Below are 20,094 nucleotides of genomic sequence, written 5' to 3'. Positions count from 1 at the left end.
GCCGTGTTCATTGTAGGTCCCGGGCGGATGAACGAGCGCCTCGCGCCAATTACAGTAGGAGTCATGGGTATGAAGTCGGTCGCAATGCGTGCTGCGTCGGTCTTCACGCACCCCGCTCCCCCGCACGACTTCCTGGCGTTGTTCAACCCGCTGTCGTCCGCGCGGCAACTGCGTGGCGTGGTGACGGCGGTCCGGCCGGAGACAGCACAGTCGACCACGATCGCGTTCCGGCCCGGCAACGGTTGGTCGCCGCACGACGCCGGCCAGTGGGCCCGCATCGGCGTCGAGATCGACGGCGTGCGGCAGTGGCGCTCCTACTCGCTGTCTGCACCGGCGGGCAGCGACCCGGAGATCACCGTGACCGCCTGCGGCAAGGTGTCGGCGCACCTGGCCCACCAGACCCGCGTCGGTGACATCTTCTTCCTCGCGCCGCCGCAGGGCGACTTCGTGCTGCCGACCGGCCCGCGTCCGCTGCTGATGCTGACCGCGGGCAGCGGCATCACCCCGGTGATGTCGATGATCCGCACGCTGGTGCCCAAGCGCCCCGACGCCGACGTGGTCCTCATCCACTCCGCGCGCGACCGCGAATCCACTTTGTTCGAAGGCGAACTCGCCGAGCTCTCCGAGCAGTATGACGGCCTGCACGTCATACATCGGTTCACCAGTGAGGACGGGCGCATCGACTTCTCCGACGCCGCCGACCTCGATGCCCTCTGTCCGGACTGGCGCAGCCGCAAGACCTACGTGTGCGGTCCGAGCGAGATGCTCGACGCGGCCGAAGCACTCTGGACGGGCGCGAACCTTCCCGACACACTGACCGTTGAACGCTTTGCGACGGCGACCTACGCCGAGGTCGACGGAGCAACCGGGGGCACGGTCACGTTCGAGAAGTCCGACCGTGAAGTCGAAGCGGACGGCACCACGCCGCTGCTCGAAGTCGGCGAGGAGGCCGGTGTGCTGATGCCGAGCGGTTGTCGCATGGGCATCTGCCGCACCTGTCTGACCCCGCTGTTGTCCGGCCAGGTGCGCGACCTGCGCACCGGCGAAATCAATGCCACTGAAGGCGATCTCATCCAGACCTGCATCTCGGCTGCCGCCGGAAACTGCCACCTCGACGTCTGATTAGGAGCACCCTCCCCATGACGCTCACCACCGAAGAGACCACCACCACTGACGTGCGGGTCGCGCTGCCGCCGACCGTCAAGCGCACCGGAGTGCTGCCGACCTCCGGCGCACCGCTCGAGCGGCCGACTGCCGCCGCCCACCTCAGCGACGAGCAGGTGCACCAGCTCGGCGCCGAGCTGGACGCGATCCGTGACGAGGTGCTCGCCGCCCGCGGCGCCGACGACGCCGCCTACATCCGCAACATGATCCGACTGGCCCGCACGCTCGATGTCGGCGGCCGCATCGCGTTGGCCTTCAGCAAGACCCGCCTCGGTTGGGCGATCGGCACCGGCTCGCTCGCGCTCGGCAAGGTGCTGGAGAACATGGAGATCGGGCACAACGTGCTGCACGGTCAGTGGGACTGGATGCGCGACCCGGACATCCACTCCACCACCTGGGAGTGGGACTTCGTCGCCCCGGCCCGCGGTTGGCAGCACACCCACAACGACATCCATCACACCTGGACCAACGTGCTCGGCAAGGACCGCGACGTGGGCTACAACATCCTGCGGGTCAGCGACGAGCAGCCGTGGAAGCCGCGCGACGTGTTCAACCCGGTCGTCAACTTCTTCCTGGCGCCGACCTTCGAGTGGGGCATTGCGTCATACGACCTCGAGTGGGACATGGTCAAGGCGGGCGTCAAGAGCAAGGAGGAGTTCAACTCCGACCTGAATGCCTTGAAGCAGAAGGCGATTCGCCAGGTGCTCAAGGACTACATCGCCACCCCGGCGGCGGGGCTGCTGGCGGGCAACTCGTTCAAGCGCGGCCTCGCCGGCACGGTCGCCGCCAACATGATCCGCAACGTGTGGTCGCACGCGGTCATCTTCTGCGGACACTTCCCGGACGGTGTCGACGTCTTCACCGAGGAAATGATCGACGGTGAGACCCGCGGCGACTGGTACATCCGCCAGATGCTCGGCTCGGCAAACCTGTCCGGCCCGAAGGTCTTCCACATCCTGACCGGCAACCTGTCGCACCAGATCGAGCACCACTGCTTCCCCGACCTGCCGTCCAACCGCTACATCGAGGTCGCGCCGCGACTGCGTGAGGTCTGCGAGCGTTACGGCCTGCCCTACGTGACCGGCCCGCTGCACACCCAGCTGTTCCAGACCTGGCGCAAGATCTGCCAGCTGGCGCTGCCCGATGAGAACAAGGCCGAGACGCTCAAGGAGACGTTCCTGCCGAAGTGGATGCGCCGCAAGACGGCCGTCGCGACCGCCTGACCCATCCACGCGTCACAACCAGCGCACAGAGGGGGCCAAGCCCGGAGCGGTTGGCTATTCACATGAACGCCAACAGATCTGGAGCAGGCCCACTTCGCCGCGTCGCCCGAGGCATCCTCGGCGGCGCGGCGATCCTCATTGTCGGCGCCGGAGCACTGCCGGCGGCCGACGCATCGGCCGCAGGAGTGTCGACCGGTCTGCGGAACATCGCGACCACGCACTCCGTCGCGGGCGGCGTCAGCCCGAGTGCGCTGCCCGCCGAAAGTCGAGCGGTGGCAGCCCGATTCGTCGTCGACGAGGACGGGAAGCTGGTGCGGCTCGACTCGTGAGCCGGGTCGGACGTCGCGAGCCCCACGAGCGAGCGCGTCTCGAGATCATTGCACGCCCGGGATAGGTTGGTCCTATGACCCGTTCCGTGCTGCTGGTGCGCCACGGCCAGGCGTCATTCGGCAAGAGCGACTACGACCAGCTGAGCGACCTCGGCCACACCCAGTCCCGGTTGCTCGGGCAGTTCATGGGCACCCGCGAGTGGAGACCGGACCGCATCGTCACCGGCAGTCTGCGGCGCCACCGGCAGACCGCGGCCGAGATCTGCGTCGCGGCGGGCTGGGCGACCCCGTCCGACACCGACCCGGTCTGGAACGAACTCGACCACGTCGAGATCATCAACACCTTCCGCCCGGCATACAAGAACATGCTGGTGCTCAAGGCCGACATGGTGCGCACCTTCCGGCCGCGCGCGGCGTTCGAGGACATGTTCACCGCGGCGATCGAGCGGTGGGCCGGCGGCGAACACGACGACGAATACACCGAGACCTTCACCGATTTCGACAATCGGGTGCGCGCAGCGTTCCAGGGTCTGCTCGCGGGCGACGCCGAACGCACGCTGGTCATCTCCAGCGTCGGCGTCATCTCCTGGATCGCGGCGAGGCTGCTCGTCGGCGAGCCGTGGGACCGCGGCGTGCGTGACGCCGAACGCGAGACGGCGAACGACGCTGCCCTCGAAAACGTATGGCGCATGGCGTCACTCACCGGTCACAACACTGGGGTGACCCGGCTGCAGCTGGACAAGGAGAATCCGCCGCAGCTGGTCAGCTACAACGAGACCGCGCACCTGCCGGAGGCGCGGCTGGTCACCGGCCGCTGACCGGTCGCACCGGTCAGCGGCCGATCACAGGCGCGGATACTTCGCGGCCGCGACCTCCTCGGCATACCCGTCGTAGACCGGGACGTAGCCGCGCTCGGCATCGGTCAGCACGTAGACCTGACCGTCACGCGCCTTGTCGAAGCTCTCGTCGCGCAGCTCGACCTTGCGGCTCTTGAACGTCGAGGTGTGCTCCAGCGAGAAGACGGTGCGCACAAACAGCGGCACGGCGTATGACGGCAGTGCCGACGCCAGGTGCTTGGCCAACTGCGGCCCGTCGAAACTCGCGCCGTCCCGCAGGACGACTGCCGCCATACCGGCCTTGCCGTCGGTGCCGGGGACCTCGACGCCGTAGACGGTGACGTCCTCGATGTCGTCGAGGTGGGCGAGCGCAGCCTCGACCTCGGTGGTCGCGACATTCTCGCCCTTCCAGCGGAAGGTGTCGCCCAGCCGGTCGACGAAGGACACGTGGGTCAACCCCTGGTTACGGACCAGGTCGCCGGTGTTGAACCAGACGTCGCCGTCCTTGAAGCCGTTGCGCAGCAGCTTGGCCTCGGTGGCGCCGGCGTCGGTGTAGCCGTCGAACGGCGCCCGGTCGGTGACCTTGGCGAGCAGCAGCCCGACGTCGCCGACCTTGACCTTGGACAGGCGGCCCTTCGGGGTGCGCACCGCCTCGCCGGTCTCGGGGTCGTAGGCGACCACCTTGTAGGGCAGCGGGCAGGTGCCGGCGGTCTGGTCGACGTTGTAGGCGTTGATGAAGGCGATGTTGCACTCGCTCGCGCCGTAGAACTCGGCGATCCGCTCGATGCCGAAGCGCTCCTGGAACTCCTTCCAGATGTCCGGGCGCAGGCCGTTGCCGACGATCACCCGCACCTTGTGCTGCCGGTCGACCGGTTTGGCCGGCTGCGCAAGCAGGTAGCGGCACAACTCACCGATGTAGATGAAAGCGGTTGCGTCGTAACGGATGCAGTCGTCCCAGAACTTGCTCGCCGAGAATTTCGGTGCGATCGCCATCGACGCACCGGAGACCAGCACCGAGCCGAGCGCGACCGTCACCGCGTTGTTGTGGTAGAGCGGCAGCGAGCAGTACATCGTGTCGGTGGCCTTGAGTCGCACACCCAGAGCACCGAGGCCGGAGTAGGACTTCAGCCAGCGGAAGTGACTCATGACCGAGGCCTTCGGCATACCCGTGGTGCCGGAGGTGAAGATGTAGAAGGCCTTCTCCTTGGCGACGGTCTGCGCTGTGGCAGAGGGGTTTTCGTCGCTCTCGGCCTCGGCGGCCTCGTTGAGGTCGCTGAAGGTCATCACGGTCTGCTGTGCCGCGGCGTCGCCGGCGGTGGCGAAGCCTTCCTGGCAGTCGTCCTCGACCAGCACCACCCGCGCATCGAGGATGCCGAGGCTGTGCGCGAGCACGTCGCCGCGCTGGTTGTAGTTGAGCAGGCCGGCGATCGCACCGAGTTTGACCGCGGCGAAGATCGCGAGCAGGTTGTCGATGTCGTTGTGCGCCATGATGCCGACGACGTCGCCGCGCTTCACGCCCTGCGACTGCAGCACATGCGCGAAGCGGTTGACCTGGGCGTTCGCCTCGCCATACGTCAGCGTGCGCAATCCACCGTTGCCGTCCTCACCCTTGAGGAAGACGCGCTCTGGATGCTTGGCCGCCGCATTCTGGAAGATGAGTCCGACGGAGTTCTTGTCGGTCGGCTTGCGCAGCAGCAGGCCGGGCCCCTCCTTGGCCAGCAGCGGCAGGTCGCCGATCATGCCGGCAAGGCCCTTGCCGACGTCGAGCAGACTGACGCGCTGACGGGTTTGCGCACTCATGCGTACTTCCTTCGCTGTTCCATCGAGACGTTGGAGGCTCCGAGAGTTGTGCCGATCACAATACCCGCGGGTAACTCCGGCGTAACCGCCGAACTGGGCCTTCGTGACAATTCAGTTGTACGCCGCGGGCCACGGCTGGCATGCTGACGCCCGTCATGAAGCACTGAGTCCGCCATCGCTCGCGCCCGAGGCCGCTGCCCGGCGAGCGTCCGCCATCTGCGCGAACGGACTCCACCCATGTCTATTACCTGCACCGAGCTGACCTTCGCCTACGCCGACCGCCGCGTCCTTTCCGGCGTCGACCTCGTCGCGCCGCCCGGCGCCCGGGTCGGTCTGGTCGGCGAGAACGGCTCCGGCAAGTCGACGCTGCTGCGGCTGCTCGCCGGCGCGGAGCGGCCCGAATCCGGCCGGATCCAGGTGCCCGCCGATACCGGCTACTACGCACAGGACTCCGGTCTCGACCCGGCCGCCGACGTCGCGACCGTCCTGCGCGAGGCGCTGGCTCCCCTGCACGACGCGGTCGCGGGCCTTGAGGTGCTGGCGGAACGACTCGCCGACGACGAGGCCGCGGCGAGCGATTACGCGGACCTGCTGGAGTGGGCGACGCGGCACGACGCGTGGGGTGCCGACCGTCGTGCCGAAGTGGCTGCGCATCGGTTGGGCCTTGCCGCCATACCCGGTGATCGATGGGTGGCGGAGCTGTCCGGTGGGCAGCGGTCCCGCCTCGCGCTCGCGGCGTTGCTGACCCGCCGGCCGGAGGCGTTCCTGCTCGACGAGCCGACCAACCACCTCGATGACGACGGCCTCGACTTCCTGCAGACCGAGCTGACCGAGCAGACCGGCGCGGTGCTCGTCGCCTCGCACGACCGCGTCTTCCTCGACGCGGTGTGCACCGGGATCGTCGACCTCGACCCGCCGCATTTCGGCACCGACGGCCGCGGTGGCCGGGCATTCACCGGCAACTACAGCGACTACCTGCACGCCAAGCGCACCTCGCGGCGGCGCTGGGAGGAGGAGTTCGAGGCACAACAGGACGAACTGAACCAGCTCCGCGCCACCGCTCGCACCAGCGAGAGCGACATTGCCCACGACCGGCCGGCGCGGGACAACGACAAATACATCTATGGCTTCAAGGGTCAGCGGGTGCAGGCGACGGTGAGCCGACGGCGCAAGAACGCCGAGCAACGGATCGCCCTGCTGGAGCGAGAGCGAATCCCGAAACCCCCTGCCGTCATACAGTTTTCGGGTGCGTTCGAGAGGCAGCCGATCGCCTCGGTGCTGCTGCGGGAGGTTCAGGTGCCGGACCGGTTGCGGTGCGATCGACTCGACGTCGGGCGGGGTGAGCACCTGCTGGTGACCGGTGCCAACGGCTCCGGCAAGTCGACATTGCTCGGGGTCATTGCCGGACGAATGACACCGACCGAGGGGACCGTTGCGGTGCGCGCTCGAGAGGTCGGGCTGCTCGCCCAGGAGGTCGGCATCAGGGACCTGAGCCGCTCCCCTGCCGAGCTGTATGACGCAGCTCGCGCTCGAACACCGCTGTCCTCGTTGGGCTTGCTGCATCCGCGCGACCACAGCCGGCCTGTCGGCGAGCTCAGCCTCGGGCAGCAGCGGCGGGTCGAGCTCGCGCTGTTGCTGGCCCGCCAGCCGGACCTGTTATTGCTCGACGAACCCACCAATCATCTGTCGCTCGCGCTGGTCGACGAGTTGGAGGAGGCGTTGCTCGCCTCGCCGGTGACGGTCATCGTCGCCAGCCATGATCGATGGATCCGGCGGCGATGGGCCGGTTCGCAGGCCACGCTGCGCTGATTGGGCATACGCTGATCGCGTCGCCGCTCGAAAAGCGGGCGGTAGCCAGGGGAGGCTTGCGGATGACCGGACAACCAATCAAGCCGGCCGGCGGTCGCGCGGCACAAGCGGTGCAGATCGCGTGGGGCCTGACCATCCTGCTCATCGTGCTGGTGCTGATCGCGGTGTTCACCTCGATGCCGTGGTGGCCGGTGATCGTCGTCGCGGTCGCCAGCGGTCTGTGGTGGGGCTTCGGCCGCCGGATGATGGCCGGCGAAGCGGCCGGACCCCGGCAGCGCAATCGAAACCGCAACCGCTGAGCGCAGACGCAACCACGACGCTCACTGCAGGCGGGCGTAGACGACCGTGTTGTCGCGGAAGTGGCCGGTCGATGAGTCGAAGCTGCCGCCGCAGGTGATCACGCGCAGCTCCGCCCCTGCAGTGTTGCCGTAGACGACCCCGGTCGGGAACTCGTTCTTGGGATAGCGCTCGGTCTTGTAGACCCGGAAGGTCAGCGTCCGCCCGGTCGACTGGGTGACCTGCACATCCTCGCCGACCCGGACCGCCCCGAGCCGGTAGAAAATACCCGGACCATTCGGGCCGGTGACATGGCCCTCGATGACCGCCGGACCGTCCGCGCCCGGCGCCGGGGAGCCGGTGAACCAGGCCGCCTTCATCACGTCGGCGTAGCTGGGCACCGCCACCGTGCCGTCCTTCTGCAGACCGAGATGCAGCAGCCGGGACGACACGTCGATCGATGGGATCGTTACTGAAACTGGCTTGGACACAGGAGTTTTGGCGGCTTCGGTGGAGCTCCCACGCGGTGCCGGAATGCTGCTGCGCGCGCTCGGTGTGGAGTCTCCCGTGGCTGACGGGGCCGTGACTGCTGCTGGTGCGGGCGGCGTCGCGCTTTGCCGATAACGGTGGTTGACCGCCCACAGGCAGACACCGACGCCGATCGCCACGAGCAGCACGCACACCGCCAGACCGATTGTCCGACGGTGTGCGTGGGTCTGCTGCGTCATACCGATGAGGTGATCAGCGGTTCGCGCGGTTCTTGCGACGCATGCCGAGGAATCCGGCGCCACCGAGCACTACGGCAGCAGCGCCGCCGGCGAACGCAATCGGTGCGACCGGGTTGTCCGAGCCGCCACCGGTCTGCACGCCGCCCTCCGGCATGGAGTTCATCTGGCTGACCTCGAGAACACCGCAGGTAGCCGGATCGGTCGCTTCCTCAGGCAGTTTCGGGTCCAACTCGGACTTCGACTCACCGTCATACTTGCCGTTGCCGTTGTAGTCCACGCCATGCTGTACGACGACGCCCTCGCCGTTACGCAACGACTTGGCCACCGAGTCGGACACAGTCAGGGTGCGCTCGTAGGTCTCGTTGCCGGTCGGGAAGCGGTCGACCGCGAGCCCGCTGTCCGGGGAGCTGTCGCCGGTCTTGGTGAGCGACACTGCGATCATCCCGTAGCTCTTCATTCCATCGGCGACACGCAGGTGCCCGTCAACGCCGGTGCCCTTCGCGTCGGGTGCCGGGCACTGGTTGCTGCCACCGATGTGGATGTGCTGAGCGTGCGGGGCGCCCGCGAGCAGCCCGGTCGACACCATCTTGATGCGCAGCTGGTTGCCGGTCAGCCACGCGGTCACGGTCGACGAGGCACCGCTGTCGTTCAGCTGAGTCGCCTTCGCCCACAAGGTGGTCGTGCCACCGCCCTCGGCGGCGCTGGCGCTGCCCATCGACATGGCCATCGGCGCCGCGGCCAGGGCCAAGGTGGCGCCGGCGATGGCGGTTTTGCGAAGAAGCATGACGTATCCCTTCACTCGTGAAACTCGCTCGGCGGCGAGCGTGCATCAGTGGTTCGGGACCGTCCGGCAACCGGATGGGTCGCCGACGAGAAGATTTGTGAACCGGCTCACTCCACGGTGACCGACTTGGCCAGGTTGCGCGGACGATCGATGTCCCGCCCGAGGGCGGTCGCGAGCTGATAGGCGAGCAGCTGCAACGGGATCGTCAGCAGGATCGGGTCGAGTTCGACCTCACTGCGGGGCACGTCGATGCGGGTCACCGGCAGGTCACCGAAATCGACCGATTCGTGGGTGATCGCCACGATCGTGCCGCCGCGCGCGGCGATCTCGTGCAGCGCACCGACATTGCGCTCGGTCAGGTCGTCGTCCGGCACGATCGCCACCGTCGGCATCCGTGGCGAGATCAGCGCGAGCGGCCCGTGCTTGAGCTCGCTGGCCTGGTAGGCCTCCGCGTGCTGGTAGCTGATCTCCTTCAGCTTCTGCGCACCCTCACGAGCAACGGGGAAGCCGCGCACCCGGCCGATGTAGAACAGGTTGTCCGCATCGACAAGCTCCTTGGCCACCACACCGATCGCATCCTCGGCGTCGACGATCTGCTGCAACTGGTCGGGCAGCGCCTGCAGGGCCTCGACGATGCGGGTGCCGTCGGCGTGCGACAGGTCGCGCACGCGGCCGAGCGTCACTGCCAGCAAAGCAAATCCGACGGCCATGTGGGTCAGCGCCTTGGTCGAACACACGCTGACCTCGGGACCGGCGTGCAGGTAGACACCGCCGTCACACTCGCGAGCGATCGTCGAACCGACGACGTTGACCAGGCCGACCACCCGGCCGCCCTTGCGCTGGATCTCCCGGACCGCGAAGAGGGTGTCGGCGGTCTCCCCGGACTGACTGACCGCGACATACAAGGTGTCCGGCTCGATGATCGGGTTGCGGTAGCGGAACTCCGACGCTGCCTCCGCGTCGGCCGGGATGCGTGCGAGGTCCTCGATCATCGCCGCGCCCATCTGGCCGACGTAGTATGCCGATCCGCAGCCGATTGCCTTGACTCGCTTGAACATTCGCAGCTCACGCGCATCGATGCCGAGCCCGTCGAGTCGGGCGGTGCCGAAGCGCGGATCGAGCCGGCCGGTGAGCATGCGCTGCACGGACGCCGGCTGTTCCAGCATCTCCTTGTGCATGAACGTGCCGTGCCCGCCCATCTCCAACTCGGCGACGTCGAGCTCGATCTGCTCCGGCTGCTTGCCGGTGTCGGCCTGGTCCGCAGTGAAGGTGCGAAAGCTGTCCGCGGTGACTACGGCGAGTTCACCGTCGTCAAGGTGCACCACCGAGGAGGTATGCCGCACGAGTGCCGCAGCATCGGACGCCACGAACATCTCGCGGTCCCCCACGCCGAGGATCAGGGGCGAGCCCTGCCGCGCAACCACGATCTCGCCGGGCAGGTCGGCGTCCGCCACAGCGATCGCGTAGGTGCCCGTGACCTGCCCGAGCGCGTCGATCACCTTGTCGGACAACGTCTTTGCGTCGGAGGCAGCGATCAGATGTGCCAGCACCTCAGTGTCGGTGTCGGAGCGCAACTCGACCCCATCAGCGGCGAGGCGGCTGCGCAATGCAGCGGCATTATCAAGGATCCCGTTGTGCACCACCAGGATTCGGCCGGTCGCATCGGCATGGGGATGTGCGTTCGCTTCTGTGGCGGGTCCGTGGGTCGCCCACCGCGTGTGCCCGATGCCGACCTTGGCGGTCAGCCGCGACGGCAGGGTCGCGGTCAGGTCGCGCACGCGTCCGACCGCGCGGAACACCTTCGGCCCGCGCGAGGTCAGCACCCCGATGCCCGCCGAGTCGTAGCCCCGGTACTCCAGCTGGGTCAGGCCTTCGACCAACACCGGCACCGCATTTGCGCGCCCGACGTACCCGACTATTCCGCACATGTGTATCGCTCCTTCTCCTCAGGCGCCCGCTTGTCTTCCACTTCGTTGGTCCGGCCTCGTGCGTCGGCCGCGCCGCTACCCGTAGACGATCCGCCGCAACTGGCGCGACGAAAGCTCCGGTGCGGCGAACGCGCGCTCGGCGAGTTCGGCTGCGATCAGCGCAAAAATCTCGTCGTTGCGCTTGCCGTAGGTCTGGTGGTGCGCATGCCGCCGGCGAACGAAGTCCTCGACGGTCTCTCGGTGCCAGGCCAGCACGTCGTCGATCACTCGCGTCGCCTCGGCCGGGGACAGCCCGGTCGTGGCGGCGACGCGATCTACGAGTTCGGCATCCGGCACACGCAGCATGATGCAGCGCGTGCGCGCCGAAAACCAACTTTCTGCCCGTTTTCGGGCAAATCATGCCATTTCGACCGCGAACGACTTGGTCATGCATTGTTCACCGCGCTGCGCCCCCGTCGCCGCACGCACCGCCATACGTTGGACGGCGGATCACCAACTCCAGGAGGAAACGATGGCGCCAGGGATCAGCCGACGAACCATGCTGCGCGCGGGCGGGGCAGGCGCCGTCGTCGCGGCGGCCAATCTGCTCCCCGGCGTCGCCTTCGCCGAGGCGCCCGCCGGGACCGCGCCGACCAGCAAAACGGTGACCGGACACTTCGGCCCGGGCAATCCGGACTTCTACTACCTGCCGGTCGAGGTCCCGCGCGGGGTGAACCGCATCGATGTCTCCTACACCTACGACAAGCCTTCGGTCCCGGCGGGCCGGCGTGGAAATGCTTGCGACATAGGCATGTTCGGGCCTGAAGGCACCAAGCTCGGTGACCGCAAGGCTTTTCGTGGCTGGTCCGGCGGCTTCCGCACCGAGTTCTTCATCACCGCCGGCGAGGCAACCCCCGGCTACCTGGCCGGACCGATCAAGCCGGGGACTTGGCACGTCATCCTCGGGCCCTACACCGTGGCACCGCAGGGCATGGACTACAGCGTCACGATCAAACTCTCGTATGGCGCCGCCGGTCCGGCCTTCACGGCCACGCCCGCACCGACGAGCGCACCCAAGCGGCAGCGCGGCAAGTCCTGGTATCGCGGGGACGGTCACCTGCACACGGTGCACAGCGACGGGCGGCGCACCCCGGAGCAGCTGGTCGCCGATGCCAGGGCCGCCGGGCTCGACTTCGTGGTTTCGACCGAGCACAACACACCCAGTGCGCAATTGGTCTGGGGCAAGTACGCGACCGAGGATCTGCTGATCCTCAACGGCGAAGAGGTCACCACTCGCTCGGGCCACTGGCCGGCCATCGGCCTGCCTGCCGGCACCTGGCTCGATTGGCGCTACCGAGCCGACGATCGGCGCGACTTCCAGCGGTTCGTGGACCAGACCCACAAGGCGGGCGGTCTGGTCACCGCGGCCCATCCCTTCGCCAACTGCTTCGCCTGCAGTTTCGAATTCCCTTACGAACCAGCCGATCTCATCGAAGTCTGGAACGGACCATGGTCTGCCGAGGACGACGCGGCGGTGACGCATTGGGACGGTCTGCTGCGCACCGGCACCTTCATCCCGGCGATCGGCGACTCCGACGCGCACAGCCCTGGCGACACGATCGGGCTGCCGCATACGGTCGTGTGGGCAGACAGCCTGGAGCGGCGTGCTCTGCTGCGCGGACTGGCGGCGGGTCGTTCCTACCTGGCCGCCGACCAGCACAAGACGCTCGACTTGCGCGCCTCAGCCGGTCGTGCGAGCGCCGGCATCGGCGAGACAGTGTCGTCGACCTGGGGCACCGCCGTCACCTTCACCTGCCATGCGACCGGCTTCAGCCCGGGCACGACCCTGACCGTCTTCGACCAGCTCGGCCCGGAAACCTCGACCCAGCTGCCCTCCGGGTCGGGCACCCTCACCTGGACCACCGACTCGCGCTACTCAAAATGGGCGCGCGTCGAGGTGCGTCGCGCTGACCGCACGATGGAGGCGATGTCCAATCCGATCTTCGTCACCGGTCAGCCCGCGCGCTGAGGGTCGGACACCCGCACGCACCCGGCGACCGTCGTCGGAAAAGTGCGCCCCTGACGCCCACACCCACACGAACCCGACGACCGTCGTCGAAAAAGTGCACCCCTCACGGCCAGACCCACACGCACCCGACGACCGTCGTCGAAAAAGTGCAGCCTCACCCCAGGTGCCGACGCCAACCGGTAGTGACCTCGATCTGACCGCCGCCGGCCAATTCGATGGCATCGACGATTCGCTGCAGCACCCGCAGTGGATTCTTGAATAGTTCGGTCGAGGTGACCACGACGAATCGCCAACCTTGCGCCTCGAGCTCTTCGCGACGCAGGATGTCACTTTCCCATTGCTCGATCTCGAGATGCTGCCGACCGTCGAATTCGATTGCCAGTTTGAGGTTCTCGTATGCCAGATCAACCCGACGCTTCCGGCGCGTGTTCGGCATGACCAGGGTCAGATTCGCCATTGGCTCGGGTAAGCCGGCGGAAACCATCAGCAGCCGCAGCCGGGATTCGTTGGGTGAGTCCACGTTCGAGCGAACCAGCTGCGCGACTTCTCTCGCATGTCGAGCGCCGTGGCAAGTCACGCCCGCCACGAAGTCGCGCAGCTCCGACGGTGTGCATGACGTCCGGCGAACGAGTGAATCCCCGAGGATCAACAGATCGGCAAACTCCAGCGACTTTGCGAGATCGAGGTAGGTCTGCGCCGGCCCGGTCATCCAGATCCCCTTGTGCAGGACGAGATCGGAAGCATTCTTGTAGAAATGCAGCCGTACGCCGCGCCGACCGCACTTGTGTCGCCGCCTGCTGCCGAAGTGCAGGTCGGACGCCCGCGGGGTGATGCCCCCGAGCAGATGGGCTGCAGTGTGCTGTGCCGCGAATTCGGCCGCGGGGACGACACCCAACGCGAACTCGACCTGATCCGCGAAACTCAGGAGTGCATCTGTCCTGGTGTAGGCACCCCAGAACAATCGCTCGTAGGGCGGGCGCGCAAGCTGCCGTGAGGACAGGCCGACGGCGCGGGCGTCCTCGGTCGTGAAGATCGGCGCCAACAGACGTCGGTCGCCGCGCCTGGCGTTTGGCTCAGTCATCGGTTCAGGTTGGCAGTCCGCCGAGATCGGTGCGTTTCGTCGTCCACAGGCCGTATGCCGGCGGCGCTCTTCGCGCGACCGTCGTCGGAAAAGTGCACCCCTCACGGCCAGACCCACACGAACCCGACGACCGTCGTCGGAAAAGTACAGCCGCTAGGTTGGGCACATGCCACCCAAGGGCAAGTCGCCGTCGACCGAGGTGACCGCGGGCGACCGGACGATCCGCATTTCCAACCCGGACCGGATCTACTTCCCCGCGCGAGGCGAGACGAAACTGGACCTCGCCAACTACTACCTGTCCGTCGGCGATGGGATCGTGCGTGCGCTGCGAGACCGGCCGACGATGTTGCATCGTTATCCGACCGGGGTGACCGGCGAGAAGGTGCACCAGAAGCGGCTGCCCAAGGGCGCGCCGGATTGGTTGGAAACGGTCAACATTCACTTCCCTCGGTGGAACCGCACGGCCGACGAACTGTGCGTCACCGAGATCGGCAGCGTGATCTGGGCAGTCCAGATGTCGACGGTCGAGTTCCACCCGTGGAACTCCCGCCGCTTCGATGTCGAACGCCCCGACGAGTGGCGCATCGACCTCGACCCGATGCCGGAGGCGGGCTTCGACCGGGTGCGTCGCACCGCCCACGTCGCGCACGAGGTGCTGGACGAACTCGGCATCACCGGTTACCCGAAAACCTCGGGCGGGTCCGGCCTGCACATCTACGTGCGGATCGAGCCGGAGTGGGGGTTCTCCGATGTACGCCGTGCCGCCCTCGCCTTTGCCCGCGAGGTCGAGCGACGCGCGCCGCAGGACGTCACGACAACGTGGTGGCGCAAGGACCGAGACCCCGCAAAGGTTTTCGTCGACTACAACCAGAACGCCCGTGATCACACGATCGCCGCCGCCTACTCGGTGCGCGGCAACGCCGAGGCGACCGTCTCCACGCCGATCGACTGGTCCGAGCTCGACGACGTCGACCCGCGCGACTGCACGATCGCGACCGTGCCCGCCCGGTTCGCCGAACGCGGCGACCTGCACTCCACGATCGACGACCAGGCGTTCGGCCTCGATCAGTTGCTGGAGTGGGCCAACCGCGACGCGCGCGAGGGTGCCGACGATCCGCCCGAGGACGACTGAGGCAACACGGGTTCAGCGACGATCCCGTTGCGCCCCAGTAGGTTTCGCAGCTCTTCCAACTCGTATGACGCAGCTCGTCGCATCCGATGCAGCCGCCATACGCCACGCAGATCGTCTCGGGCGGTACTCACGATCTGCACCCGGCTGTCCGGGTCGTCATACCAGTCGACCGGCACCTCGTGGATCCGCAAGCCGGCCCGCTCGGCGAGGACGAGCAGCTCGGTGTCGAAGAACCAGCTGTTGTCGACCACCAGCGGCAACAGCTGCTTGGCAACGTCGGCCCGGATCGCCTTGAAGCCGCATTGAGCGTCGCTGAACCTCGCTCCGAGCGCCGCGTGGACGATGAAGTTGTAGCTACGAGAGATGAATTCGCGTTTCAAGCCGCGCACAACATGCGACCCGTGCGCCAGCCGAGATCCGATCGCGACGTCCGAATGACCAGACATCAGCGGCGCGACCAGTGGCGCCAGGGCATCGAGGTCGGTCGACAGGTCGACATCCATATAGGCAAGGACCATCGCATCCGAGGCCTCCCAAGCTCGTCTCAGTGCCAGCCCACGCCCCTTCTGAGTCAGCGCATGCAAGTGCACACCGGGCAACTCTCGCACCAACCGTCGGGCCACCAGTGCGGTGGCGTCCGTCGATCCGCTGTCGGCGATGGTGATCCGGAACGGATAGGGAAACTGCTGCGTGAGGTTCCGATGGACCGTGCGGACACTCCCATCGACGATGTGCTGCTCGTTGTGCACCGGGATCACCACGTCCAGGACCGTCGTCTCCACGCTCATGACGTCGCCCCGCTCGTGCTCGAAGTCGGCTGCGTCAGGTCGTAGAAGGTCTGGCCACCGATGGTGACTCTCTTGAAGTTGGCGGTCACCCAAGCGGCGATCTGCTGAGCGGTGTTCGAGCCGTTCGGCTGGCCGCCGCCCATGCCGCTGCCTGCCAGGAAGTAGTGGATGGCGCCCTGCGCCACATAGCTCTTGAACTGCGTCAAGGTCGGCGACGGGTCGCTGCCGTTGAAACCACCGACCGGCATGACTGACAGCCCGGTCGCCAGCTGCAGACCAGCCGCATTGTTGCTGCCGATCGCCGCCGCGACCCAGCGATAACGCCCGGCGTCCTGTTGCAGCGCCGAAACCACGGCGGTGCCCGGCTTGCTCGCGTCGAGCAGGCCGCCCATGCCACCGGCCGGGCGAGCACCGGCTGCAGCACCGGGCGCGGCTGCGCCGGTCTGGCTGCGACCAGCACCGGGCGCGGCTGCGCCAGTCTGACTGCGACCGGCACCGGGCGCGGCTGCCGGCATACCTCGGCCAGCCCCTGCGCCGCCGGCGCCGCCGATTGTGTTCGGTCCCGCGGTGGGGATGGAACCGGTGTGCGGTTGTTGCACGGTGGTGATCGTGTATGCCGTCGGACCTGCCAGCCCCGCAGCGATAGCTGCGGCGACGATCAGCGGAATCACCTTGGCATGCAACCAATTGAGCGCCAGCAGGAGGAAGGCTGCCGCCATCCCGATCGCCAGGATCGACGTCCGCAGCCAGTCGCCGTACGCAGTCGTGCGGGTGAGCAGGATGAACGACCAGGTCGCCGCCGCGGCTGTTGCCAGCGCGAGCCCTATCGAGCCGACCGGAGTATGCCGGCGCGCCCAGGCCTCGGTGGCGCCCATGCCGACCAGAGCACCGATCGCGGGAGCCAGTGCGACTGTGTAGTACTGGTGGAAGATGCCGGCCATCAGCGAGAAGGTCAGCCCGGTGACCAGCAACCAACCGCCCCACACCAGATAGGCGGCTCGGCGGACATCGGTGCGCGGCGCGCGACCACGCAACCACAGGCCGAGCACGAGCAGCACGAGCGCCGTCGGCATCAACCAGGACACCTGGCCCCCGACCTCGGAGCCGAACATCCGAGTGAGTCCGGTCGAACCCCACTGACCGCCGGCGCCCCCACCGCCACCGCCACCGACCGACCCGGTCTCGTTGCCGCTGATCCGGCCGAATCCGTTGTAACCGAACGTGAGGTTCCAGAACGAATTGTCTTGACTACCACCGATGTAGGGCCGCGCGCTCGCCGGCACGAGTTGCACGACTGCAACCCACCAGCCACCAGCGACCACCATGGCACCGACCGCGGCGAGCAGTCCGAGAATGCGGCGGCGTAGCGGCGCATTCGCCGCCAACAGGAAGGCGATGGCGAAGAACGGCACCACCAGGAAGACCTGCAGCGTCTTGGTCAGGAAGCCGAACCCGAGGAACACCCCGACCAGCGCCGCCCACCGCAACGAACCGTGCTCGATGGCCCGCATCGTCGCCCACGCCCCAAGGGTCATGAGGAGCACGAGCAGTGCATCCGGGTTGTTGAAGCGGAACATCAGCGCGGCCACCGGGGTGAGGGCCAAGGTGACGCCGGCGAGCAGGCCCGCGACCGCACCGAAGTGCCGTCGGACGGTCGCATAGAGCACTCCGACCGTGGCAACTCCCATCAGCGCCTGGGGCATGAGGATCGCGAACGAGTTCAACCCGAACACCCGCACCGACAGCGCCATCACCCATAGCGACGCCGGCGGCTTGTCCACCGTGATCGAGTTGGCCGCATCTGAGGAGCCGAAGAAGAAGGCCTCCCAGTTGACCGAACCCGCTTGTGCCGCAGCGGAATAGAACGAGTTGCCCCAACCGCTCGACGTGAGATCCCAGAGATAGAGCAGACCGGTTGCGAGCAGTAGCGCAAGCAGGGCAGGTCTCGCCCAGCCGGGGTCGTCGGGGTGGCCGCGCCACGGTCGGCGCGGCCGGACTCCGCCGGCATCGGTGTGTTGCTCCACCGCGGCCGCGTCGCCGCTGCGGAGTAGCTGATCAGATGTCCGCAGGTGCGCGGTCGTTGTCTCCATGACCGATGACCGTGCCCACCATCAATGTGGCGGCCCTGTGGCGTGGTCCGGGCGGCGCCGTGAACGAACCATCACGACAAGAAGTTGCCAGCGCGATGCCCAGGTTTGCAAAGCGATGCCACAGCACGGCCGAGAACTGTGTATTTGCAAGACAATTCACCGAGCAGAAAGACCGCACCGATGCCTGATCCGCAGCAGCCCGAACACCAGCCGCCATACGGCGCCGGCTATCCGGCCTCGGCCCTGCCACCCGAGCCGCTCACCGGCACCCCGGCTGCACAACCGCCGCTGCAACAAGCGCGGTGGTCTGGCAAGAAGACGGCAGTCGTCGCCGCGCTCGCGATCGGCCTCGCGTCGGGCAGCGCCATCACCGCATCAGCAGCCGTTCCGGCCGGGTCGACCCAGCAGGGCCCCACCGGACGAATGGGCCAGAATCCGCCCCCAGCACCCTGACGAGGCCGAATCGCAGGGCCAGAACTTCTGCTAGAGCTGGTCGACCGCCTCGGCGATCGGCGTCGATCCGTTGTTGAACTGCACCATCTTGCCCACCGACTGGGGCGCCTGCAGCAGCGCAGCGATCACGGCCGCGACATCGCCGCGACTGACCTTGCCACTGGTCAACTCCTGGCCGCCGAGACCGTTGACCTCGATGCGCCCGGTGGGTTCGTCGTCAGTGAGGCTGCTCGGCGCGGCGATCGTCCACTCCAGGCCGGTGCCCCGGAGGTACTCGTCGGCCGCGGCCTTTGCCTCGGCGTAGGCGAAGAACGAATTGTCTTCGGGCACACCATGATCGACCGATGCGCCGAAGTAGGAAACCATGACGTAGCGCGGGACCCCGGCAGACGTCGCGGCGTTCATGCTGCGGATGGCGGCGTCGCGGTCGACTGCGTAGGTGCGAGCCGGGTTGCCGCCGCCCGCACCCGCGGACCAGACGACTGCGTCGGCGCCGGTCAGGTGTTCGGCCATCGCCGGCACGTCGAGCTGCTCGACGTCGGCGACCACCGGAGTTGCACCGGTCTTCGCCACCTCGGCTACATGCTCGTCATTGCGGACGATCGCGAGCACGTCGTGCCCGCTCGCACTCAGCAGCTGCTCGAGCAGCAGCGCAACCTTGCCATGTCCACCGATGATCGCGATTGTGCTCATGGGTTCCAGCCTACGTCGCGGCAGGCGGTCGTAGGCCGGACCGGGTCACTTGCGGCGTTTGGACCCCATCGCCTGCAGCTTGTCCAGGGCGGCGGGTGTCGGTGACTTCCCGGCCGCGACCCGCTTACCGGCCGAGCGCATCGCTGCGTCATACACGGGGCGGATGAATCGCTTTGCGCCATAAGCGATCTGGCCGTCCTGATCGGTGAGGATGATCAGCTTCTCCGCCTTCATGCCGGCGTAGGCGACCCGCGCGACCTGATCCGCGGAGCGCGGCGCCTTGTTGATCAGATCGGTGCCGCTGTGCTCCATGTCGACGTCCTTGCCCTGGAACGACGACGCGAGGTTGGTGCGGAAGAACGCGGGGCAGATCGCCGACACCGCGATGTGGTCCGGCGCCAGCTCGGCGCGCAGCGTCTCGCTGATCGCCACGACTCCCGCCTTCACCGCGTTGTATGACGACATCGCCGGCGCATGCACCAGGCCCGCCAGAGAGGCGGTGTTGACGATCTGTCCACCGCCCTGCTGCTTCATCATCGGCACGAACGCCCTGCAACCGCGCACCACGCCGAGCAGGTTGATGTCGATGATCCGCTCCCACTCCTGCATGTCGGCAACGTCGATGCGACCTCCGGCCGCGATGCCGGCGTTGTTGACCAGCAGGTCCAAGCCGCCATAGTGCGCCTCGACCCAGTTGCGGGCGTCGTTCCAGTCGTCCTCGCTGCGCACGTCGAGCCGCAGGTAGTCGACGCCATCGGGCAATGACCCGGCGGGCGCCTGCTCGTGCACGTCACCGACCACCACGCGGGCACCGTCCCGCACGAGCAGCTTCACCAACGCCTGGCCGAGGCCCGAGCAGCCGCCGGTCACGAGGGCGCGGGCACCGGCATACGAGCGCGGTTCTTTTCCGAAGGGGAGCTTCATGGTCAGCCAGCGTAGACGAACCTACCCGGCAGTAACCGGGTTTACGGC

19 protein-coding genes are annotated in these 20,094 nt (G+C 67.4%); 9 read left to right on the top strand and 10 right to left on the bottom strand.

Annotation, left to right across the window (positions count from 1 at the left end; translation table 11 throughout):
• Nucleotides 1–69: 69 nt before the first annotated feature.
• The 4 genes from N2M23_RS02310 to N2M23_RS02295 all read left to right on the top strand — a co-directional run bounded on the left by N2M23_RS02310 (nt 70) and on the right by N2M23_RS02295 (nt 3,534).
• A complete protein-coding gene (locus N2M23_RS02310; protein WP_265442983.1) occupies nt 70–1,122 on the top strand; it encodes a ferredoxin reductase in 1,053 nt (350 codons plus the stop codon).
• A 17-nt stretch (nt 1,123–1,139) separates the two neighbouring features.
• Nucleotides 1,140–2,387, top strand: a complete 1,248-nt coding sequence (locus N2M23_RS02305) for a fatty acid desaturase family protein (protein ID WP_265442982.1) — start codon at nt 1,140–1,142, stop codon at nt 2,385–2,387.
• A 62-nt stretch (nt 2,388–2,449) separates the two neighbouring features.
• Nucleotides 2,450–2,716, top strand: a complete 267-nt coding sequence (locus tag N2M23_RS02300) for a hypothetical protein (protein WP_265442980.1) — start codon at nt 2,450–2,452, stop codon at nt 2,714–2,716.
• Nucleotides 2,717–2,790: 74 nt separating this feature from the next.
• Nucleotides 2,791–3,534 (top strand): histidine phosphatase family protein, encoded by a 744-nt coding sequence (locus N2M23_RS02295; RefSeq protein WP_265442979.1) that lies wholly within the window; start codon nt 2,791–2,793, stop codon nt 3,532–3,534.
• Between the two features lie 24 nt (nt 3,535–3,558).
• Here N2M23_RS02295 and N2M23_RS02290 read toward each other — a convergent pair whose 3' ends face one another.
• Complete coding sequence (locus N2M23_RS02290; protein ID WP_265442978.1) at nt 3,559–5,352, bottom strand: long-chain-acyl-CoA synthetase; 1,794 nt, start codon at nt 5,350–5,352, stop codon at nt 3,559–3,561.
• A 237-nt stretch (nt 5,353–5,589) separates the two neighbouring features.
• Here N2M23_RS02290 and N2M23_RS02285 point away from each other — a divergent pair, with 237 nt between their 5' ends.
• On the top strand, nt 5,590–7,161 hold the full coding sequence (locus N2M23_RS02285) for an ABC-F family ATP-binding cassette domain-containing protein (protein WP_265442976.1): 1,572 nt from the start codon (nt 5,590–5,592) through the stop codon (nt 7,159–7,161).
• Nucleotides 7,162–7,223: 62 nt separating this feature from the next.
• On the top strand, nt 7,224–7,460 hold the full coding sequence (locus N2M23_RS02280; RefSeq protein WP_265442975.1) for a hypothetical protein: 237 nt from the start codon (nt 7,224–7,226) through the stop codon (nt 7,458–7,460).
• A gap of 21 nt (nt 7,461–7,481) precedes the next feature.
• Here N2M23_RS02280 and N2M23_RS02275 read toward each other — a convergent pair whose 3' ends face one another.
• The 4 genes from N2M23_RS02275 to N2M23_RS02260 all read right to left on the bottom strand — a co-directional run bounded on the left by N2M23_RS02275 (nt 7,482) and on the right by N2M23_RS02260 (nt 11,222).
• Nucleotides 7,482–8,165 carry a class F sortase gene (locus N2M23_RS02275; RefSeq protein ID WP_265442973.1) on the bottom strand — a complete coding sequence of 228 codons (684 nt, stop codon included), beginning with the start codon at nt 8,163–8,165 and terminating at the stop codon, nt 7,482–7,484.
• 13 nt (nt 8,166–8,178) lie between these two features.
• The gene (locus N2M23_RS02270) at nt 8,179–8,949 is read right to left on the bottom strand and encodes a hypothetical protein (RefSeq protein ID WP_265442972.1); all 771 of its coding nucleotides are present in this window, start codon (nt 8,947–8,949) and stop codon (nt 8,179–8,181) included.
• Between the two features lie 107 nt (nt 8,950–9,056).
• Nucleotides 9,057–10,877 (bottom strand): glutamine--fructose-6-phosphate transaminase (isomerizing), encoded by a 1,821-nt coding sequence (gene glmS, locus N2M23_RS02265; RefSeq protein ID WP_265442971.1) that lies wholly within the window; start codon nt 10,875–10,877, stop codon nt 9,057–9,059.
• Nucleotides 10,878–10,952: 75 nt separating this feature from the next.
• Nucleotides 10,953–11,222, bottom strand: coding sequence for an HU family DNA-binding protein (locus tag N2M23_RS02260; RefSeq protein ID WP_265442970.1), 270 nt, complete (start codon nt 11,220–11,222; stop codon nt 10,953–10,955).
• A gap of 166 nt (nt 11,223–11,388) precedes the next feature.
• On the opposite strand from N2M23_RS02260, the gene N2M23_RS02255 reads away from it, so the two are divergent.
• Nucleotides 11,389–12,885, top strand: a complete 1,497-nt coding sequence (locus N2M23_RS02255) for a CehA/McbA family metallohydrolase (protein ID WP_265442968.1) — start codon at nt 11,389–11,391, stop codon at nt 12,883–12,885.
• 154 nt (nt 12,886–13,039) lie between these two features.
• On the opposite strand, the gene N2M23_RS02250 is transcribed toward N2M23_RS02255, so the two are convergent.
• Complete coding sequence (locus N2M23_RS02250; protein ID WP_265442966.1) at nt 13,040–13,966, bottom strand: endonuclease domain-containing protein; 927 nt, start codon at nt 13,964–13,966, stop codon at nt 13,040–13,042.
• Between the two features lie 166 nt (nt 13,967–14,132).
• Here N2M23_RS02250 and ligD point away from each other — a divergent pair, with 166 nt between their 5' ends.
• A complete protein-coding gene (gene ligD / locus N2M23_RS02245; RefSeq protein WP_265442965.1) occupies nt 14,133–15,098 on the top strand; it encodes a non-homologous end-joining DNA ligase in 966 nt (321 codons plus the stop codon).
• Here the strand turns inward: ligD and N2M23_RS02240 are convergent.
• Complete coding sequence (locus N2M23_RS02240) at nt 15,032–15,886, bottom strand: dolichyl-phosphate beta-glucosyltransferase (protein WP_425270172.1); 855 nt, start codon at nt 15,884–15,886, stop codon at nt 15,032–15,034. The two genes, ligD and N2M23_RS02240, sit on opposite strands and share 67 nt — an antisense overlap.
• Nucleotides 15,883–17,976 carry an ArnT family glycosyltransferase gene (locus tag N2M23_RS02235; RefSeq protein WP_265442964.1) on the bottom strand — a complete coding sequence of 698 codons (2,094 nt, stop codon included), beginning with the start codon at nt 17,974–17,976 and terminating at the stop codon, nt 15,883–15,885. Before N2M23_RS02235 ends, N2M23_RS02240 begins: the two co-directional genes overlap by 4 nt.
• Before the next feature lie 180 nt (nt 17,977–18,156).
• Here N2M23_RS02235 and N2M23_RS02230 point away from each other — a divergent pair, with 180 nt between their 5' ends.
• Nucleotides 18,157–18,429, top strand: coding sequence for a hypothetical protein (locus tag N2M23_RS02230; protein ID WP_265442962.1), 273 nt, complete (start codon nt 18,157–18,159; stop codon nt 18,427–18,429).
• A gap of 30 nt (nt 18,430–18,459) precedes the next feature.
• On the opposite strand, the gene N2M23_RS02225 is transcribed toward N2M23_RS02230, so the two are convergent.
• Together N2M23_RS02225 and N2M23_RS02220 are read right to left on the bottom strand one after the other, a co-directional pair.
• Entirely contained in the window at nt 18,460–19,122 is a 663-nt protein-coding gene (locus tag N2M23_RS02225) for an SDR family oxidoreductase (protein WP_265442961.1), read from the bottom strand.
• 45 nt (nt 19,123–19,167) lie between these two features.
• Nucleotides 19,168–20,046: an SDR family NAD(P)-dependent oxidoreductase gene (locus N2M23_RS02220; RefSeq protein ID WP_265442960.1), complete on the bottom strand. Its 879-nt coding sequence runs from the start codon at nt 20,044–20,046 to the stop codon at nt 19,168–19,170.
• Between the last annotated feature and the right edge of the window lie 48 nt (nt 20,047–20,094).

This window comes from Flexivirga meconopsidis, from assembly GCF_026162425.1.
GTDB classification, from domain to species: domain Bacteria; phylum Actinomycetota; class Actinomycetes; order Actinomycetales; family Dermatophilaceae; genus Flexivirga; species Flexivirga meconopsidis.
The sequence above is the reverse complement of the archived record's forward strand: the minus strand, read 5'-3'. Positions and strand labels throughout refer to the sequence as shown.

Bases quoted from the DNA above. Each gene is read 5' to 3' on its own strand.
- N2M23_RS02310 (WP_265442983.1), top strand. From the start codon at position 70: ATGAAGTCGGTCGCAATGCGTGCTGCGTCGGTCTTCACGCACCCCGCT.
- N2M23_RS02305 (WP_265442982.1), top strand. From the start codon at position 1,140: ATGACGCTCACCACCGAAGAGACCACCACCACTGACGTGCGGGTCGCG.
- N2M23_RS02300 (WP_265442980.1), top strand. From the start codon at position 2,450: ATGAACGCCAACAGATCTGGAGCAGGCCCACTTCGCCGCGTCGCCCGA.
- N2M23_RS02295 (WP_265442979.1), top strand. From the start codon at position 2,791: ATGACCCGTTCCGTGCTGCTGGTGCGCCACGGCCAGGCGTCATTCGGC.
- N2M23_RS02290 (WP_265442978.1), bottom strand. From the start codon at position 5,352: ATGAGTGCGCAAACCCGTCAGCGCGTCAGTCTGCTCGACGTCGGCAAG.
- N2M23_RS02285 (WP_265442976.1), top strand. From the start codon at position 5,590: ATGTCTATTACCTGCACCGAGCTGACCTTCGCCTACGCCGACCGCCGC.
- N2M23_RS02280 (WP_265442975.1), top strand. From the start codon at position 7,224: ATGACCGGACAACCAATCAAGCCGGCCGGCGGTCGCGCGGCACAAGCG.
- N2M23_RS02275 (WP_265442973.1), bottom strand. From the start codon at position 8,165: ATGACGCAGCAGACCCACGCACACCGTCGGACAATCGGTCTGGCGGTG.
- N2M23_RS02270 (WP_265442972.1), bottom strand. From the start codon at position 8,949: ATGCTTCTTCGCAAAACCGCCATCGCCGGCGCCACCTTGGCCCTGGCC.
- glmS (WP_265442971.1), bottom strand. From the start codon at position 10,877: ATGTGCGGAATAGTCGGGTACGTCGGGCGCGCAAATGCGGTGCCGGTG.
- N2M23_RS02260 (WP_265442970.1), bottom strand. From the start codon at position 11,222: ATGCTGCGTGTGCCGGATGCCGAACTCGTAGATCGCGTCGCCGCCACG.
- N2M23_RS02255 (WP_265442968.1), top strand. From the start codon at position 11,389: ATGGCGCCAGGGATCAGCCGACGAACCATGCTGCGCGCGGGCGGGGCA.
- N2M23_RS02250 (WP_265442966.1), bottom strand. From the start codon at position 13,966: ATGACTGAGCCAAACGCCAGGCGCGGCGACCGACGTCTGTTGGCGCCG.
- ligD (WP_265442965.1), top strand. From the start codon at position 14,133: ATGCCACCCAAGGGCAAGTCGCCGTCGACCGAGGTGACCGCGGGCGAC.
- N2M23_RS02240 (WP_425270172.1), bottom strand. From the start codon at position 15,886: ATGAGCGTGGAGACGACGGTCCTGGACGTGGTGATCCCGGTGCACAAC.
- N2M23_RS02235 (WP_265442964.1), bottom strand. From the start codon at position 17,976: ATGGAGACAACGACCGCGCACCTGCGGACATCTGATCAGCTACTCCGC.
- N2M23_RS02230 (WP_265442962.1), top strand. From the start codon at position 18,157: ATGCCTGATCCGCAGCAGCCCGAACACCAGCCGCCATACGGCGCCGGC.
- N2M23_RS02225 (WP_265442961.1), bottom strand. From the start codon at position 19,122: ATGAGCACAATCGCGATCATCGGTGGACATGGCAAGGTTGCGCTGCTG.
- N2M23_RS02220 (WP_265442960.1), bottom strand. From the start codon at position 20,046: ATGAAGCTCCCCTTCGGAAAAGAACCGCGCTCGTATGCCGGTGCCCGC.